This window comes from Streptomyces coelicoflavus (assembly GCF_045041415.1).
In the GTDB taxonomy this organism is placed as follows: Bacteria; Actinomycetota; Actinomycetes; order Streptomycetales; family Streptomycetaceae; genus Streptomyces; species Streptomyces coelicoflavus.
Window position 1 is genome coordinate 6,755,483 of the sequence record NZ_CP108218.1, and the last position, 17,668, is coordinate 6,773,150.

15 protein-coding genes are annotated in these 17,668 nt (G+C 73.5%); 12 read left to right on the forward strand and 3 right to left on the reverse strand.

What is annotated here, in order from left to right:
• Positions 1-125 precede the first annotated feature (125 nt).
• The 3 genes from OHA99_RS30325 (at position 126) to OHA99_RS30335 (ending at position 2,434) form a co-directional block, all read left to right on the forward strand.
• Complete coding sequence (locus OHA99_RS30325) at positions 126-1,304, forward strand: glycerophosphodiester phosphodiesterase (protein ID WP_153180694.1); 1,179 nt, start codon at positions 126-128, stop codon at positions 1,302-1,304.
• 74 nt (positions 1,305-1,378) lie between these two features.
• Positions 1,379-1,879: a sigma-70 family RNA polymerase sigma factor gene (locus tag OHA99_RS30330; RefSeq protein WP_153180695.1), complete on the forward strand. Its 501-nt coding sequence runs from the start codon at positions 1,379-1,381 to the stop codon at positions 1,877-1,879.
• Positions 1,880-1,936: 57 nt separating this feature from the next.
• On the forward strand, positions 1,937-2,434 hold the full coding sequence (locus OHA99_RS30335; protein WP_054103156.1) for a GNAT family N-acetyltransferase: 498 nt from the start codon (positions 1,937-1,939) through the stop codon (positions 2,432-2,434).
• 24 nt (positions 2,435-2,458) lie between these two features.
• Here the strand turns inward: OHA99_RS30335 and OHA99_RS30340 are convergent, their stop codons facing one another.
• Both OHA99_RS30340 and OHA99_RS30345 read right to left on the reverse strand, forming a co-directional pair.
• Complete coding sequence (locus OHA99_RS30340; protein ID WP_153180696.1) at positions 2,459-2,875, reverse strand: hypothetical protein; 417 nt, start codon at positions 2,873-2,875, stop codon at positions 2,459-2,461.
• 1 nt (position 2,876) lies between these two features.
• The gene (locus tag OHA99_RS30345; RefSeq protein ID WP_007390225.1) at positions 2,877-3,236 is read right to left on the reverse strand and encodes a hypothetical protein; all 360 of its coding nucleotides are present in this window, start codon (positions 3,234-3,236) and stop codon (positions 2,877-2,879) included.
• A gap of 60 nt (positions 3,237-3,296) precedes the next feature.
• Between OHA99_RS30345 and OHA99_RS30350 the strand changes: the two genes are divergently transcribed.
• The 9 genes from OHA99_RS30350 to OHA99_RS30390 all read left to right on the forward strand — a co-directional run bounded on the left by OHA99_RS30350 (position 3,297) and on the right by OHA99_RS30390 (position 15,614).
• A complete protein-coding gene (locus OHA99_RS30350) occupies positions 3,297-3,947 on the forward strand; it encodes an HAD family hydrolase (RefSeq protein WP_153180697.1) in 651 nt (216 codons plus the stop codon).
• A gap of 424 nt (positions 3,948-4,371) precedes the next feature.
• Positions 4,372-5,445 (forward strand): methionine ABC transporter ATP-binding protein, encoded by a 1,074-nt coding sequence (locus OHA99_RS30355; protein WP_405698405.1) that lies wholly within the window; start codon positions 4,372-4,374, stop codon positions 5,443-5,445.
• On the forward strand, positions 5,442-6,179 hold the full coding sequence (locus OHA99_RS30360; protein ID WP_405698406.1) for a methionine ABC transporter permease: 738 nt from the start codon (positions 5,442-5,444) through the stop codon (positions 6,177-6,179). Before OHA99_RS30355 ends, OHA99_RS30360 begins: the two co-directional genes overlap by 4 nt.
• Before the next feature lie 66 nt (positions 6,180-6,245).
• The gene (locus tag OHA99_RS30365; RefSeq protein WP_164385406.1) at positions 6,246-7,073 is read left to right on the forward strand and encodes a MetQ/NlpA family ABC transporter substrate-binding protein; all 828 of its coding nucleotides are present in this window, start codon (positions 6,246-6,248) and stop codon (positions 7,071-7,073) included.
• 159 nt (positions 7,074-7,232) lie between these two features.
• Positions 7,233-7,871 carry a GNAT family N-acetyltransferase gene (locus OHA99_RS30370; protein WP_165686514.1) on the forward strand — a complete coding sequence of 213 codons (639 nt, stop codon included), beginning with the start codon at positions 7,233-7,235 and terminating at the stop codon, positions 7,869-7,871.
• A 118-nt stretch (positions 7,872-7,989) separates the two neighbouring features.
• A complete protein-coding gene (gene cbiE / locus OHA99_RS30375; protein ID WP_366473199.1) occupies positions 7,990-9,216 on the forward strand; it encodes a precorrin-6y C5,15-methyltransferase (decarboxylating) subunit CbiE in 1,227 nt (408 codons plus the stop codon).
• 372 nt (positions 9,217-9,588) lie between these two features.
• Positions 9,589-13,344, forward strand: a complete 3,756-nt coding sequence (cobT, locus tag OHA99_RS30380) for a nicotinate-nucleotide--dimethylbenzimidazole phosphoribosyltransferase (RefSeq protein ID WP_405698407.1) — start codon at positions 9,589-9,591, stop codon at positions 13,342-13,344.
• A 217-nt stretch (positions 13,345-13,561) separates the two neighbouring features.
• Complete coding sequence (gene cobA, locus OHA99_RS30385) at positions 13,562-14,794, forward strand: uroporphyrinogen-III C-methyltransferase (protein WP_153180703.1); 1,233 nt, start codon at positions 13,562-13,564, stop codon at positions 14,792-14,794.
• A gap of 1 nt (position 14,795) precedes the next feature.
• Positions 14,796-15,614: an RNA methyltransferase gene (locus tag OHA99_RS30390; protein WP_153180704.1), complete on the forward strand. Its 819-nt coding sequence runs from the start codon at positions 14,796-14,798 to the stop codon at positions 15,612-15,614.
• A 13-nt stretch (positions 15,615-15,627) separates the two neighbouring features.
• Here the strand turns inward: OHA99_RS30390 and OHA99_RS30395 are convergent, their stop codons facing one another.
• Positions 15,628-17,094 (reverse strand): serine/threonine-protein kinase, encoded by a 1,467-nt coding sequence (locus OHA99_RS30395; protein WP_194280333.1) that lies wholly within the window; start codon positions 17,092-17,094, stop codon positions 15,628-15,630.
• Between the last annotated feature and the right edge of the window lie 574 nt (positions 17,095-17,668).

A 17,668-nucleotide genomic window follows, 5' to 3' on the forward strand; every position in this document is an offset into this window, starting at 1 on the left:
GGCATCCCGAGCGCCCGCGACACGACACCCCCGCGCACCCGCGTGTTCCGGTCGCGGTCTCCCGCTCGTCATGTACGCGCCCCTACGATCGGCCCGCACGGGACGGTCAACGGCAGGAGGGCCCCATGGGAACGCAGGACTCGGACGAGCGGGCGGGCGGCGGCACCGGACGGCGGGCGCTCCTCGGCGCGGCGGTGCTCGGCGCGGGCGGGGCCGTCCTGGGCCTGCCCGGCACGGCGAGAGCCACCGACGCCCGGCGCGGCGGCGGACACGGCGGCGGGGTGAAGAGCCTGCCCGTCCCCACCGTCATCGGCCACCGCGGCGCCAGCGGCTACCGCCCCGAGCACACCTTCGGCTCCTACGAACTGGCCCTGGACCTGGGCGCCGACATCGTGGAGGCCGGTGACCTGGTCCCCACGAAGGACGGTCACCTCGTCTGCCGGCACGAGCCGGAGATCGGCGGCACCACCGACGTCGCCGACCACCCCGAGTTCGCCGACCGCAGGCGCACCAAGTCGCTCGACGGCGTCTCGGTCACCGGCTGGTTCACCGAGGACTTCACGCTCGCCGAGCTCAAGACGCTCCGCGCCACCGAGCGCATCCCGGCCAACCGGCCGCACAACACCCTCTACGACGGCCGCTGGGAGATCCCCACCTTCGAGGAGGTGCTCCGCTGGCAGAACGAGCAGACCCGCCGGCGCGGCAAGCAGGTGTGGATCTACCCCGAACTCAAGCACCCCACCTACTTCCGCAAGCTGGGCCTGGGCACGGAGGAGCGCCTGGCACGGCTGCTGCGCAAGTACGGCAAGCACCGCAAGAACTCGCCCGTCATCATCCAGTCCTTCGAACCCACCAGCATCCAGCGGATGAACAAGCTGGTCGACAACCCCCTGGCCGTCCTGCTGTCCGGCGCGAACAGCCGCCCCTGGGACTTCGTCGAGACCGGGGACCCGCGCACCACCGCCGACCTCGTCACGCCGGAAGGACTGAAGGAGATCGCCTCCTACGCGCAGGGCATCGGTCCCACCCTCGACCTGATCATCCCCAAGGACTCCGCGGGCCGCCTCACCGAGCCGACGACGCTCGTCCGCGACGCGCACCGTGCCGGTCTGATCCTGCACCCGTACACGATGCGCAACGAGAACCCCTTCCTGCCCGCGGAGTTCCGCAAGGGCGACGACCCCGACGCCTACGGTGACGTCTTCGGCGCGTTCCGCACCTACTTCGCCACCGGTATCGACGGCGTCTTCACGGACAACCCCGACACGGGCCTGCTGGCCCGCGAGGACTTCGTCAACAGCTGAGCGCACAACCCCGGTTGGAGTGAGCTTCGGCCGCCCGGGCAACCCGCCGCCCGGGCGGCCGCGTCGACGTGCATATGACGCACGACCTGGTCACCTCCCTGCGCCCCCTCCTCACCGCCGAAGCCTCGGCCGAGGCATATGCCTCCGGAGCCGAACCCGGCGACCTGGAACAGGCGGTCTGGCTGCGCCTGCTGGAACGCCTGGAGGCCGAGGGTCCGCCCTCCGACCCGCAGCGCTGGCTGCGCGGCGCCGTGCGCACCGAGGCCCGCCGCACCCGCCGCAGGGTCCGCAACGAGCGGCCGTACGGGACGGAACCCGACGGCGTCGCCGAGTCCGCGTACGAGCCGGAACGGCTCGCGCTGACCGCGGCACGGCACCGCGCCCTGCGTGAGGCCGTGCGGCGGCTGCCGGGCCGCTGCCCCCGGTTGCTGGAGGCCCTGTTGTCGCCCAGGGACCTCACATACCGGGAAATCGCGGGGGAGTTGGGTATCTCACAGGGCAGTCTTGGCCCGGAACGCTCCCGATGTCTGGGATGTCTGCGTCGATTGCTGACGCCGGAGGTTGCGGCGGGCTGAGGACGGGGATAGGAGTGGGGGACCACAGGTGATCAGGTGAGCGGGAGGCATGCGCACATGGGCATGAGCGTGACCATCTCGGCGGCGACCGAACAGGATGCCGAGCAGATCTTCCGGCTGCAGTACCTCTGCTTCCAGAGCGAGGCGGCGCTGTACGGCAACTACCGCATCGACCCGCTCGTCCAGACCCTGGACTCCGTGCGCGAGGAGGTCGTCTCCGACTGCGTGTTCGTGGCGCGGCTCGGCGACGAGGTCGTCGGTTCGGTACGGGGGCGGGTGACCGAGGACGGCGCGGCGTCCATCGGCAAGCTCTGCGTCCATCCCCGCCTCCAGGGGCACGGCATCGGGGCCCGGCTGCTGCGGGCCGCCGAGTCCGCCCTGGGCGGGGAGCGCGGCGCCAAGCGCTTCCGGCTGCACACCGGGCACCGCAGCGAGAGCAACCTGCGGCTGTACCGCCGGGTCGGCTACGAGACGGTGGGGACCGCCGAGGGCACGGACGGCGTGCCCATGATCGTCCTGGAGAAGCCGGCGGAGACGTACGCGACCACGGCCTGAGCCGGCGCCCGGGCCCGGCCGCCGCTACGCGGTGCGGGCCCGGCGCAGCCAGTACAGGGCCGACAGCGGCAGCAGCACCGGAATGAAGAGGTACCCCATCCCGTAGTCCGACCACACGGTCGCGTCGGGGAAGGCCGACGGATCCACCAGCGTCCAGGTGCCGACCGTCAGGACACCCACCAGCTCGGCGGCGCAGCACACCAGCGCCGCCCTGCGGGCCCGCTCGCCGCCGCGCACCAGGGTGTACGTGATGAATCCGTAGACGACGCCCGCGACGGCCGACAGCGAGTAGGCGAGTGGCGCCCGGTCCAGCTCGGTCGCGATCTGGTACACGGACCGCGACACCGCGCCGACGACCATCACGCCGTACAGCCACACCAGCAGGATGCCGGGCCCGCTGATCAGCCGCTGCCCGGTCTGCTTCTCCTCCGTGGCCACCACGTCAGCCTCCCCAGATGTCATACAGCCGCACTTCCAGCACGGCGAGGACGACACCGCCGGCGGCGACCGTCACCGAACCCCAGCGGGTGCGCTCGGCCAGCGACATGAAGCCCGCCGCCGGTACACAGGCGAAGGCGCCCAGCAGATACGCCACGAAGATCGTCGTGCCCTGCTCCGGATCCTCGCCCCGCGCCAGCTGCACGATCCCGACCACCAGCTGGATCAGCGCCAGTGCCGAGACCACGGCCATGCCGATGAAGTGCCAGTCCTTCGTCGGCTGGTCACGGTAGGCGGCCCAGCCGCACCAGGCGGCGAGCAGCAGGGCGGCGACGCCGGTCACCAGCGTCAGGACGTCAAGCATGGCAGCGAGCCTATTACGGCCGAAAAGGGCCGCGGTCCCCGGCCCCGTAGGGTCGGGGGCATGAAGCTCCACGCACAAGCCCTCCTGTTCGACAACGACGGCACCCTCGTCTCCTCCCTGGACTCCGTGCGCCGCTGCTGGACGCGCTGGGCCGTCGAGTACGGGATCACCGCCGAGCAGTTCGGGCGGGTGGAACTGCACGGGCGTCCGGCCGCCGAGATAGCCGCCGACCTGCTGCCGACCGCGAGGGTCGCCGAGGCCGTCGCCCGGATCGAACAGCTGGAGGTCGAGGACGTGCCGGGCGGGGGCGTGCATCTGCTGCCCGGTACCCGCGAGCTCCTCGACGCGCTCCCGGCCGACCGCTGGTCCGTCGTCACCTCCGCCACCCGGCGCCTCGCCGAGGCCCGCCTCGACGCCGTCGGCATCCTCCCCAAGACGCTGATCGCCGCCGACGACATCACCCGCGGCAAGCCCGACCCCGAGCCCTACCTGCTCGGCGCCCGCGCTCTCGGCGTCGACCCGGCCGCCTGCGTCGTCTTCGAGGACGCCCCCGCCGGACTCCAGTCCGGCCGCGCCGCCGGGATGCGGACCGTGGCGTTGGCCACAACCCACCCGGCCGGCGAACTCGACGCCGACCTGGTCGTCGAGGACCTCTCGGCCCTGTCCGCACTGGTCACCGACGCGGGAATCGAGATCTCCCTGCGGGACTGAACCGCGCCCCCGCGACCGGTCACCGTCCACCGCTGTCCACCATGCGGACAGCGGTGTCCGCTCACAGGAGCCGGTCTGCTTTACTGATCCGCATGAGCACCACGAGCGACCGCATCCCTGCGACCGAGGCGACCACGACGCCCGGTGCTCGTTGTATGTGCCTTCGAATGTGCGCCTTCTAGAGGGCCCCCGCACCACCTGAGCCTCGCGCCCCGAAGCGAGCGCCCGCGCCTGTCCGCCCGCGCCCTTGGCGCACGCGGCCGAGCCATGCCCCGCGCACACGTTTCTCCCCGGTCCCACCGCCATGGCGCACCGCCACCGCGAGAACCGTGCCGCGTTCCGAAGGGCCCCAGAACCCGAAGAACAACGCCCCGTGCCCGGCGCACACCACCGCGCCGCGCACTCGACAGTGACGGAAACCCACGTGATCACCACATCGGGCCTCACCAAGGTCTATCGTTCACGCGGCCGTGAGGTCACCGCCCTGGACGGCGTCGACCTGCACGTCCGCGAGGGCGAGGTGTACGGCGTCATCGGCCAGTCCGGCGCCGGCAAGTCCTCGCTCATCCGCTGCGTCAACCTCCTGGAGCGCCCCACCGCCGGCACGGTCACCGTCGCCGGCCAGGACCTCACCGCGCTCGCCGGACGCGGCCCCCGCGCCGGCCGGGAACTGCGGCAGGCGCGCAGCCGTGTCGGCATGGTCTTCCAGCACTTCAACCTGCTCTCCTCCCGGACCGTCCAGGACAACGTCGAACTGCCGCTGGAGATCCTCGGCAAGTCCGGGAAGGAACGTTCCCGCAAGGCGCTGGAGCTGCTCGACCTCGTCGGACTCGCCGACAAGGCCAAGGCCTACCCCGCCCAGCTCTCCGGCGGCCAGAAGCAGCGCGTCGGCATCGCCCGCGCCCTGGCCGGCGACCCCAAGGTCCTGCTCTCCGACGAGGCCACCAGCGCCCTCGACCCGGAGACCACCCGCTCCATCCTCCAGCTGCTGCGCGACCTGAACCGGCAGCTCGGGCTGACCGTCCTGCTCATCACCCACGAGATGGACGTCGTCAAGAGCATCTGCGACTCGGCCGCCCTCATGGACCGGGGCCGCATCGTCGAGTCCGGCACGGTCGGCGAACTCCTCGCCACCCCGGGCTCCGAACTGGCCGCCGCGCTCTTCCCGGTCGGCGGCGACGCCAGCGGGGACGACCGCACCGTCCTCGACGTCACCTTCCACGGCGAGGCCGCCACGCAGCCCGTCATCTCCCAGCTCTCGCGCACCTACAACATCGACATATCGATCCTCGGCGCCGCCATCGACACCGTCGGCGGCCTCCAGGTCGGCCGGATGCGCATCGAACTGCCCGGCCGCTACGAGGACAACGTCGTGCCCGTCGGCTTCCTGCGCGAACAGGGACTTCAGATCGACGTGGTGAACGAGACGGCGGATGCACCGGACGGGTCCGTCGACTCGGCCGACTCGGCCTCGCTGGTGAAGGAAGGTGCCAAGTGACCTGGTCGCAGATGCAGCCGCTGCTGGAGCAGGCCTCCTGGGAGACCCTGATCATGGTCGGCTGGTCCACCCTGATCGCCGTCGTCGTCGGCCTCCCGCTCGGCGTGCTCCTCGTCCTCACCGACCGCGGCGGCCTGCTGCAGAACGTCGTGGTCAACAAGGTCATCGGGCAGATCGTGAACATCGGCCGCTCGATGCCGTTCATCATCCTCATGGTCGCGCTGATGAGCTTCACCCGCTGGGTCACCGGCACCACCATCGGCAGCGAGGCCGCGATCGTGCCGCTCGCCATCGGCGGCATCCCGTTCTTCGCGCGGCTCGTCGAGACCGCGGTGCGCGAGGTCGACGGGGGGCTCGTCGAGGCCGTCCAGTCCATGGGCGGCAACACCTGGACCATCGTCCGCAAGGTCCTGGTCCCCGAGGCGCTCCCCTCCCTGATCGCCTCCACCACCACCACGGTCATCGCGCTCATCGGCTACTCCGCCATGGCCGGCACCGTCGGCGGCGGCGGCCTCGGCGACCTCGCCGTCCGCTACGGCTACCAGCGCTTCGAACCCGGCTTCATGTGGATCACCGTCGCGCTCCTCGCCGTCGCCATCTCGCTCATCCAGTTCGCCGGCGACTACGCGGCCCGCACCCTGCACCGCCGCGGCGGACGCGGCGGCGCGGCCCCCAGGCTCCGGCTGCTCCGGGCCAAGGAGCCCGCCGCGGCCGGCGTGGGCAAGGTCGCCTGACCGTCCCCCTCCAGACTCCCCGCCCCACCGGGACGGGGCCGCACCACCTCAGGAAAGGCACTTTTCGTGCGTAACACCGCCAAGATCACCACCGCCGTCCTCGCCGCCGGAGCCCTCACCCTCGGCCTCAGTGCCTGCGGCTCCGACAAGGACTCCGCCTCCGACACCTCAGGACCGCTGATCGTCGCCGCGAGCCCCACCCCGCACGCCGAGATCCTCACCTACGTCAAGGACAACCTGGCGAAGGACGCGGGCCTCGACCTCGAGGTCAAGGAGTTCACCGACTACGTCACGCCGAACACGGCGACGGAGGACGGCTCCGTGGGGGCCAACTACTTCCAGACCCAGCCCTACCTCGACGACTTCAACAAGAAGAACGGCACCCACGTCGTGTCCGTCGTCGACGTGCACCTGGAGCCCCTGGGCCTCTACTCGCACAAGGTGAAGAAGGCCGACGACCTGAAGAGCGGTGCGACCGTCGCCGTCCCCAACGACACCGTCAACGAGGGCCGCGCGCTGCAACTGCTCGCCGCCAACGGGATCATCACTCTCAAGGACGGCGTCGGCACCGCGGCGACCCCCGCCGACATCACCAAGAACCCGAAGAACCTCGAGTTCAAGGAGCTGGAGGCGGCCCAGACCCCGCGCTCCCTCGACGACGTGGACGCCGCGGTCGTCAACGGCAACTACGCGATCGAGGCCGACCTGAAGCCCGCCGAGGACGCCCTCGTCCTGGAGAGCGCCAAGGGCAACCCGAACAGCAACCTCCTCGCCGTGAAGGAGGGCCACGAGGACGACCCGCGCGTCAAGAAGCTCGCGAAGCTCCTCAACTCGCCCGAGGTGAAGAAGTTCATCGAGGACACGTACGACGGCGCGGTCCTGCCCTCGTTCTGACCCCGCTCCCGGCCCGCTTCCCGGGCCGGAACCCCGCGTCACCCACCGGGTCCGCTCCGTGCCTACGGGGCGGACCCGGTGGTGTGGTTGAGTGCTTTCATGCTGCATGCTGGGCAGTTCGAGCAGGCCCTGACGGCGACACAGGTTACGGAGCGGCGCATGACGAGCACCTTCCCCAACATCTCCATCAGCACGGAGCGGTTGGTGCTGCGCCCCCTCGACGAGGACGACGTCCCCGCGCTGACCGCGATGATGAACGACGAGCAGGTCGCCGCCTGGACCCACGCCCCCCAGCCCTTCACCGAGGCCGACGCCGCCACCTGGATCGGGGACCACGCCCCCGCCGAGCGCACCGCGGGCCGGGGGCTCGACCTCGCCGTCACCGAGTTCCTCACCCAGCGACTGGTCGGCCTCATCCGGCTGACCAAGACCAACTGGCACGTGCGGTCCACCGAACTCTCCTACATAGTCGCCCCCTGGGCCCGGGGTGAGGGGTACGCCTCCGAGGCCGCGCTGGCCACCGCCCAGTGGCTCTTCGGCGACCAGAAGTTCGAACGCATCGAGCTGCGCACCGCGGCCGACAACACCGCCTCCCAGCAGGTCGCCCAGAAGATCGGCTGCATCAGCGAGGGCGTCCTGCGCGGCGCCTGCATGGCGCGCGCACGCGCCGACGACGGCGTCTGGACGGACGTACGCACCGACTTCATCGTGTGGAGCCTGCTGCCGGAGGACCTGGAGGGCGCCACCGGACAGCTGACCGACGTTGACGGTTTCACCACCTTCACGGACTGGAACTGATCCACGGGGGGCGACCGGCGCCACCGCCCCGGACCCGGGTCGCACCAGGTACCCTCTCGGGGCGCGCCTGCGACGGTTCCGCGACCACCACCTGCGAAAACCCTGGAGACTGACGACGATGGCCGACCGGGTCACGGTGATCGGATGGGACGGTTCGCCGCTGACCGCCGCGGCACGCTCCGCACTGGGTGCCGCCACGCTGGTGGCCGGCGCCGCACACCACCTGGCACTTCCCGAGGTACCGCCCACCGCGGAGCGCGTCCGCCTCGGCAGCGTCGCCCTCGCCGCCCGCCGCCTCGCCGCCCATCGCGGTACGACGGTCGTCCTGGCAGACGGCGACCCCGGCTTCTTCGGCGTCGTACGCACCCTGCGGGCCCCCGAGTTCGGCCTCGAGGTCGAGGTCGTCCCCGCCGTCTCCTCCGTGGCCGCCGCCTTCGCCCGCGCCGGAATGCCCTGGGACGACGCCCAGGTCGTCGTCGCCCACCCCCGCACCCTGCGGCGCGCGGTGAACGTGTGCCGCGCCCACACCAAGGTCGCCGTCCTCACCTCGCCGGGCGCCGGACCGGCCGAACTCGGCCTGCTGATGGAGGGCGTCCACCGCACCTTCGTCATCTGCGAGGAACTCGGCACCACCCGCGAACGGGTCACCGTCGTCACCTCCGACAAGGCCGCCGACCACACCTGGCGCGACCCGAACGTCGTCATCGTGGCCGGCGGGAGCACCGGCCCGGCCACCGCGGGTGACGGCGCCGGCTGGATCGCCGGCCGCGACCCCGCCACCGGACCGCGCGGCTGGTCCCTGCCCGCCACCGCGTACGGCGGCGACCTGGGCGAGGGCGAGACCGACCTGCTCCGTACGGCCCAACTGGCCCGGCTCGGACCCCGCCTCGGCGACCTCGTGTGGGACATCGGCTGCGGCAGCGGTGCCTTCACCACCGAGGCCGCCCGCGCCGGCGCCGCCGTCATCGCGGTCGACCGGGACCGGGACGCCTGCGCCCGTACCGAGGCCACCGCACGGAACTTCGGCGTCCAGGTCCAGACCGTGCACGGCAACGCCCCGCACATCCTGGAGAACCTCCCCGAACCGGACGTCGTCCGGGTCGGCGGCGGGGGAGCGGCCGTGGTCTCCGCGGTCGCCGACCGCCGCCCGCAGCGCATCGTCGCGCACGCCGCGACCCGCGACGCGGCCGAACTCGTGGGCAGGGACCTGACGGAGCACGGCTACCGCGTCGAGTGCGCCCTGCTCCAGTCCGTCGGACTCGACACCCGGGCCTGGACGGAGACGGAGCGGAGCGTCGCGTTCCTGCTCAGCGGTGAGATCGTGCGCCGCGAAGCGGCACGTTGAGGGCCAAGGGCGACCACGCCCCGTGATCCGTTGTTCATACCGCGCGGGGTAGGCTGGCGGATTGTTGTACCGCGTGCGGACACCCGGCAGTTCGTCGGGCGATGTCCGTAAAAACCCGTACCTTCGGGGGCGGGTGTGGTACGGCAGAACCGGAGGACGCGCAACGTGGCGCAGTCCACAGCGGGCCGTCGCGGATCAAGCTGTCGTGGCGGGGGAACGACCGCGACAATGCCACTGAATGGCTTTGTCGTCTTTCCCGCGGGTCGTTCGTGCCGCTGGGCACGCACGCTCGTTCTTCACTGTGGGGCGGTCGGTGCGCCGTCCCGGGTGAGCTGGTCGTAGAAGCACTAACCAATGGGCGAGGGGTTACGCATGACCGACACCGGCCAGATCCCGGGCGAGGGGCTGCCGGAGAACGCAGGCATGGTGGAGCAGCCGGGCGTCCCCGCACCCGGCGCGTACACCTACCTCTCCGAGGCCACCACCGAGGACGAGGACCTGTTGTTGCTGCCGGGAGCCCAGAGTGCCTGGGGCAACGAGGTCGCTCCGCCGGCGCCGGAGCCGGTCGTCGAGACCGTCCACCAGCCCGGCCCGCACGAGATGGCCGGTCGCGACAGCGGCTCGGTCGACCTCAGTGGTGTCCGCCTGCCCGACCCGGCGCAGGACGCCGCCTCCGCCCCGGCCCCGCCGCGCAGACCCCTCCACCTCGGTCCGCCGATCCCGGACGCCTCCGCCAGCCCGGTCCGCTCCCTCGCCGACCGCGGCCCCGCCGACGCACCGGTACGGCATCCCGGCCCGCCGACCGCGGGGCCCGAGTACCTCGACGTCCCGCAGGCCGCCGTGGCGACCCCGCAGGCGGCGGCGCCCTGGGGGGCCCAGCAGACGGCACCGCAGGCCCAGGAGGTCCCGGTGAACGCCGGGGCGGGGCATGCGGAAACGGTTGTTCCGGTACCGGAGCAGCAGCCGGCCGAGCCGGTGGGCGCGGCCCAGGCGCTGGTGACCCGCGTGGCCACGGAGGCCGTGGCGGCGACGGGCGGGGCGGCCGCGGGCACGGACGCCGGGGAGCCCGGCGAACCGCGCGAGGAGGCCGTGCCGGAGGCTGCGCAGACCGTGCCCGAGGCTGCGCAGACCGTGCCCGAGGCTGCGCAGACCGTGCCCGAGGCGGCGCCGGCCGTGCCCGAGGCGGCTGCGCAGGACGGACAGGCCGAGCAGGGCGGTCCGGTCGTGCACGCCGTGCAGGAGGACCCCGCCGTACCGCCGCCCGCCCCACACGCCGAACCTGTGCAGGACGCCGTTCCCGTGCAGGGCGCCGTACAGGCCCCCGAGCCGGTCGCCGCGGAGCCCGTGAGCGCGCCCGCCCCGGAGGCCGCGGAGACTCCGGACGCCCCGGAGACCCAGGAGACTCCCGAGCAGTCGGTACCGGATGAGGCACCGGCGGAAGCACCGCAGGGCCCCGAGGAGGCGCAGGGCCCCGAGGAGCCCCAGGCGGCCGACGCCACGGCGGCACCCGCACCGCAGGAAGCCGCGCCCTCCGAGGCACCCGGGCCCGAGGCCGCCGACGCCCAGGCGCCGGACGCACCCGAGGCCGTCGAGGCGCCCGGGGTGCCCGCACCCGGGCCGTCCCCGGTCCAGGAGAGCCAGGAGGCCCCCGCGCAGCCCGCGCCCGTCCAGGAGGCGCCCGCCCAGCCGCAACCGGTGGCGCAGCCCGCTCCGGAGGCCCCCGCGCCACAGCCCGCCCAGGGTCCCCAGTCCCTCGTGAACGCCGAAGTACCGCAGGAGCAGGAGCAGGAGCAGGAGCTGGGAGAGAAGCGGGAAGACGAGCAGCCGCAGCCGCAGGAGGTGCCCGTGGCCGAGGCCGCGCACGAGCCCGTAGGGACCGAGGCGGCCGCCACCGGCGCCCCCGGCACCACCGCGCAGGAGCCGCTGCCCGCACCGGCCCGCGGCCCCGCCGTCCCGGAGGCGCACCCCGGCGGGCCCGCGGGGCAGTTCGTGCCCGTCGACGGCGGTCAGGTACCCACGACCCCGCACCTCGCGCCCACGCCGCCCGAAGCCGTTCTCGTCCCGCCGGAGGCCCCGGCACCGGAGCAGCCCGCCGCGGAACCGTTCGCCGCGGAACCCGCGGCCGCGGTACCGGCGCCGCGCGAGTCCGACCCCGGACTCCTCCAGAGCGCCGACGACCTGGACACCCGCGGCGCCGGCCAGGAGGACCACGAGGCCGAAGCGGCGGACACGGCGCAAGCGCCCGAGGCGACGCACGTGGACCCCGCGCCCCAGGACGTGCCCGGTGCGCAGGAAGTCCCCGCGCCGCAGGAAGCCCTCGTGCCGCAGGAGGCCCCGCACGAGGCCCCCGACGAAGCGAGCCCGGCCGAGGCCGCGGAAGCACCGCGGCCCGTCGGCCCGGCGGCCCCCGCCTACGACGACGCCGAGCGCGCGGCCGTGCTCAAGGTCATGCGCGAGCGCCGCGACATCCGCAACGGCTTCCGCGGCGACCCCATCCCGCACGAGGTACTGCTCCGCGTCCTGGAGGCCGCCCACACCGCGCCCTCCGTCGGTCACTCCCAGCCCTGGGACTTCGTCGTCATCCGCTCCGCCGACACCCGCCGCGCCATGCACGAACTGGCGACGCGTCAGCGCGACGCGTACGCCAAGTCGCTGCCCAAGGGCCGGGCCAAGCAGTTCAAGGAACTGAAGATCGAGGCCATCCTCGACACCCCGGTCAACATCGTCGTCACCGCCGACCCGACCCGCGGCGGCCGGCACACCCTCGGCCGCCACACGCAGCCGCAGATGGCGCCGTACTCCTCCGCGCTCGCCGTCGAGAACCTCTGGCTCGCCGCCCGCGCCGAGGGCCTCGGCGTCGGCTGGGTCAGCTTCTTCGACGAGCGCGAGATGGTCCGCGCCCTCGGCCTGCCCGAGCACCTGGACGTCGTCGCCTACCTGTGCGTCGGCTACGTCGACGAGTTCCCGGACGAGCCCGAGCTGATGCAGGCCGGCTGGTCCAAGCGCCGCCCGCTGTCCTGGGTGGTCCACGAGGAGACGTACGGCCGTCGGGCCCTGCCCGGCGAGGCGCCGCACGACCTGCTCGCCGAGACCGTCGCGCAGATCCGCCCGCTGGACGCCAAGGCGCTGGGCGAGGCGTGGGAGCGGCAGAAGCGGATGACCAAGCCGGCCGGAGCGCTCGGCATGCTGGAGATCATCTCCGCCCAGCTGTCCGGCCTGTCCCGGCAGTGCCCGCCGCCCATCCCGGAGCCCGCCGCCGTCGCGGTCTTCGCCGGTGACCACGGCGTGCACGCCCAGGGCGTCACCCCCTGGCCGCAGGAGGTCACCGCCCAGATGGTGGCCAACTTCCTGGGCGGGGGAGCGGTGTGCAACGCGTTCGCCACCCAGGTCGGCGCCGAGGTGTGCGTCGTGGACGTCGGTGTCGCCACCGACCTGCCCGCCACGCCGGGCCTGCTGCCGCGCAAGGTGCGCGCGGGCACGTCCGACATGACCACCGGCGCCGCGATGACCCGCGAGGAGGCCAAGCAGGCCATCGAGGTCGGCATCGAGACCGCCCGCGACCTGGTGGCGGCCGGCAACAAGGCGCTGCTGACCGGCGAGATGGGCATCGCGAACACCACCGCGTCCGCCGCGCTCATCTCCGTGTTCACCGGCGCCGACCCGGCCGAGGTCACCGGTCGCGGCACCGGCATCAACGACGAGACGCTGGTCCGCAAGACCGAGGTCGTGCGCCGCGCCCTTGAGCTCCACCAGCCGGACCCGGCCGACCCGATCGGCGTGCTCGCGGCGATCGGCGGCTTCGAGCACGCGGCCATGGTCGGCCTGCTGCTCGGCGGCGCGTCCCTGCGCACCCCGGTGATCCTGGACGGCGTCAGCGCCGGCGCCGCCGCCCTGGTGGCCCGCGCGATCGCCCCCGAGGTCCTGGCGGCCTGCATCGCCGGTCACCGCAGCGCCGAGCCCGGCCACGTCGCCGCGCTCAACAAGCTGGGCCTGCGACCGCTGGTCGACCTCGACCTCCGCCTCGGCGAGGGCACCGGCGCGCTGCTCGCGCTCCCGATGGTGCAGAGCACCGCGCGGGCCATGCACGAGGTGGCGACGTTCGACTCGGCGGGCGTCACCGAGAAGTAGAGGTCAGCCGGCAGGCCGGGCGGGGCGACTCAGGGTGCCGAACCGGCGGACCGGTGGTGGTGCCCACCCGTTCCGCCGGGGCGGAACGGGTGGGCACCACGACCCACAAGCCGCACCCGGCCACGAGGTCCAACCACCGGACCACCTGCGCCCCACGAGCCACCCCGCCGTAAAATCCGCACGTCAGCGCCACCGCCGCAAGAGGAGCCGTCCCCTCATGGCCGAACACCCCGCCTACCCCGTAGGCCTCCGCCTCGCCGGCCGTCGCGTGGTCGTCCTCGGCGGCGGCCAGGTCGCCCAGCGCCGCCTGCCCGCCCTGATCGCGGCCGGTGCCGACATCCGCCTCGTCTCCCCGGAGGCGACCCCGTCCGTCGAGGCCATGGCGGACACCGGGGAGATCACCTGGGAGCGGCGCCCCTACGCGGAAGGGGACCTCGCGGACGCCTGGTACGCCCTGATCGCCACCAGCGACACCGGGGCCAACAACGCGGCCTCCGCCGAGGCCGAGCGGCACCGCGTCTGGTGCGTCCGCTCCGACGACGCGGACCTGGCCACGGCCTGGACCCCGGCGACCGGACACAGCGAGGGCGTCACCGTCGCCGTACTCACCACCGACGCCCGCCACCGCGACCCCCGGCACACCGCCGCCATCCGCGACGCGGTGGTGGAGGGCCTGCGCGACGGCACCCTCGTCGCCCCGCACCGGCGCACCCGCACGCCCGGCGTCGCGCTGGTCGGCGGCGGTCCCGGCGACCCGGACCTGATCACCGTCCGGGGCCGCCGCCTGCTCGCCGAGGCCGACGTCGTCATCGCCGACCGGCTCGGCCCCCGCGACCTCCTCGCCGAACTGCCGCCGCACGTCGAGGTCATCGACGCCGCCAAGATCCCGTACGGCCGCTACATGGCCCAGGAGGCCATCAACAACGCGCTGATCGAACACGCCAAGCAGGGCAAGACGGTCGTACGGCTCAAGGGCGGCGACCCGTTCGTCTTCGGGCGGGGCATGGAGGAGGCGCAGGCGCTGGCCGAGGCGGGCATCGCCTGCACCGTCGTGCCCGGCATCTCCAGCACCATCTCGGTCCCCGGCGCGGCCGGCATCCCGGTCACCCACCGGGGCGTCGCCCACGAGTTCACCGTGGTCAGCGGGCACGTCGCCCCCGACGACGCGCGCTCCCTGGTCGACTGGCCGTCCCTCGCCAAGCTGACCGGCACGCTCGTGATCCTCATGGGCGTCGACAAGATCGGCAGGATCGCCGAGACCCTCGTCGCGCACGGCAAGTCCCCCGACACCCCGGTCGCCCTCGTCCAGGAGGGCACCACGGCCGCCCAGCGCCGGGTGGACGCGACCCTCGCCACCGTCGCCGAGACGGTCCTCGCCGAGGAGGTCAGGCCGCCCGCCGTCATCGTCGTCGGCGCCGTCGTCGCCGTGGGCCCGCACGGGACGGTCTGACATGGCCGGCCTCATCACCATCGACGACCCGGACGACCCGCGCCTGCACGACTACACGGGCCTGACCGACGTCGAACTGCGCCGGCGCCGCGAACCCGCCGAGGGCCTCTTCATCGCCGAGGGCGAGAAGGTCATCAGGCGGGCCGGCGAGGCCGGCTACGCGATGCGCTCGATGCTGCTGTCCGCCAAGTGGGTCGACACCATGCGCGACATCATCGACGAGGCTCCGGCCCCGGTGTACGTCGTCGACCCCGCGCTCGCCGAACGGGTCACCGGCTACCACGTGCACCGCGGCGCGCTCGCCTCGATGCAGCGCAAGCCGCTGCCCACCGCAGCCGGTCTCCTGGCAGCCGCCCGCCGGGTCGTCGTCATGGAGTCCGTCAACGACCACACCAACATCGGGGCCATCTTCCGCTCCGCCGCCGCGCTCGGCATGGACGCGGTCCTGCTCTCCCCGGACTGCGCCGACCCCCTGTACCGGCGCAGCGTCAAGGTCTCGATGGGCGCGGTCTTCTCCGTGCCGTACGCCCGCCTCGACGTCTGGCCGGCCGGGCTGGCGGAGGTCCGCGAGGCGGGCTTCACGCTCCTCGCCCTCACCCCCGACGAGCGGGCCGAGCCCCTCGACGCGGTCGCCCCGCACCGCATGGACCGGGTGGCCCTGATGCTGGGCGCCGAGGGCAGCGGCCTGACCCGGCGGGCCCTGGCGGCGTCCGACACGTGGGTGCGCATCCCGATGTCCCACGGCGTCGACTCCCTGAACGTGGGCGCGGCGGCCGCGGTCGCCTTCTACGCGGTGACGGCGGGACGCCCCCCGGCGTGACCGCCTGCGGCGCTCAGCGCCGGGACACCCGCTGCCCCGGAAGGCCGCCGGTCGGGTCCACCGGCTCCTGCTGTACCGCCCGGTCCCGCTGCGCCGCCGCCCGCACGCCGCCCCGGTCGTCGCCGAGCCCGCGCGAAGGACCCTGGCAGCCCTGCGCGGCGGCGATGCCCAACGCGACGAGTAGCGTCACCACCACGAACACGAACAGACGCTGGCGCAGCAGCCGCGGATTGGCGGGCCGCCGCCAGCCGGTCCCCGTCGTCCTCGGCGCCGTACGGCCGGCTCCACTGCGCGGTGCGGGCCGGCCGCCGTCGGTGCGGGAGGGCTTCCGGCCGGTCGTGTCGCGAGCGGACGGCGTGGGCCTGGACCCGGAGCGCGCCCCCGCACCGCCGCCCCGCGACGGCGTTCCGCCACGCGCGGGGGTTCCGCCACGCGACGGAACGGAACCGGAACCCCGGGACGGAACGGACCCGGAACCCCGCGACGCGGGACCCCGCGATCCCGACGTGCCGCGCGGTGCCGGAGTGCCCGGGGCGCCCGCCCGGCCCTGCGGACGCCGCTGGGCACGCTCCGGATAGGTGTCGGCGAGCCGGCCCGTGGCCACGTCCGCCTCACCACTGCGCGGCGCGGGTGGCCGGACGTCGGCCATGCCCTGGGCCTCCCGGGCGGCGATCTCCTTGAGCCGCAGTGACAGTTGCAGGGTGCTGGGGCGTTCCTCGGGGTCCTTGGCCAGGCAGGCCCGCACCAGCGGGGCGAGCGCGTCCGGGACGCCGTGCAGCATGGCCTCCTCGTGCACCACGCGGTACAGCATCACCTCGGAACTGCCGTGCCCGAAGGGCGAGTCGCCCATCGACGCGTACGCCAGCGTGGCGCCCAGCGAGAACACGTCCGTCGCCGGAGTGACCGCGGCCCCGCGCACCTGCTCCGGCGCGAGAAACCCGGGGGAGCCGACCGCCGTCCCCACGTGCGTGAGGGTGGAGGCACCGGTGGCCCAGGCGATGCCGAAGTCGATGATCCGCGGCCCCTTCGGGGACAGCAGGATGTTGGACGGCTTCAGGTCCCGGTGCACCACCCCGGCCTCGTGCACGGCGACCAGGCCCTCGGACAGCGCGGCGCCCACGGCCGCGACGTCGGCCGCGCCGAGCGGGCCCCCGTCGACGACCTTGTCGTGCAGGGAGGGGCCGGGTACGTACTGCGTGGCGAACCAGGGGCGGTCCGCCTCCAGGTCCGCGGCGACCAGCCGGGCGGTGCAGCCGCCCCGGATGCGCCGGGCCGCCGACACCTCACGCGCGAACCGCGAACGGAACTCCTGGTCCTCCGCCAGGTCCGGCCGGATGACCTTCAGCGCGACCCGCTGCCCCTTCTTGTCGGAGCCCAGGTAGACCACGCCCATCCCACCCGCGCCGAGCCGCCTGTGAAGCCTGAACGAGCCGACGACGCGCGGGTCCTCGCGCCTCAGGCGCATCATCGCCATGTTCATCCCCGCTGCCCGGTCCCTGTGACGTGCCACAGCTTACGTTTCCACGGCCGCCCGCGCGCAGAGGCCGCGCCCTCTCGGGACAACGGATTGTCAGTGCCCGGCGCGAGAGTTGAGGAACGGTCAGCGAACGGGTCGACGGACCGGCCGTGCGCCGCCCGTGATCCCAACCGGCCGTCGGCGCCGGGAGATTGGACCGGAAGGGAGCGACCGGGAGGGGAGGGCCGCGCAGGGCGGGGAGACGCCGCGCGACAGGGCTCCGGCGGGCGGCCGAGGGGGCCCCGGACCGGGGACGGAGGCAGGTGGGGAGACCGCCGGAGTGAGCGAAGTCACCGGACAGCCCGGAGATAACCGGACACGGTGGGCACCCCGTCCGGGAAGACCCCGAGACCCGGGAGCCGGTCTCCACCCAGGGGAGTACACGGCAGGTCGGGGCTCATCCTCCGGGAGGCCCGGCAATCGGTACGAGGGCATGACGTCGGACGATCGCCCGACGCATAGATTTGAGGTCAAGCGGCGGGTGCAGCACTCGTCCCCCGAGGTCAGACACCCGCCGCTGCAACGAGACAACGAATCG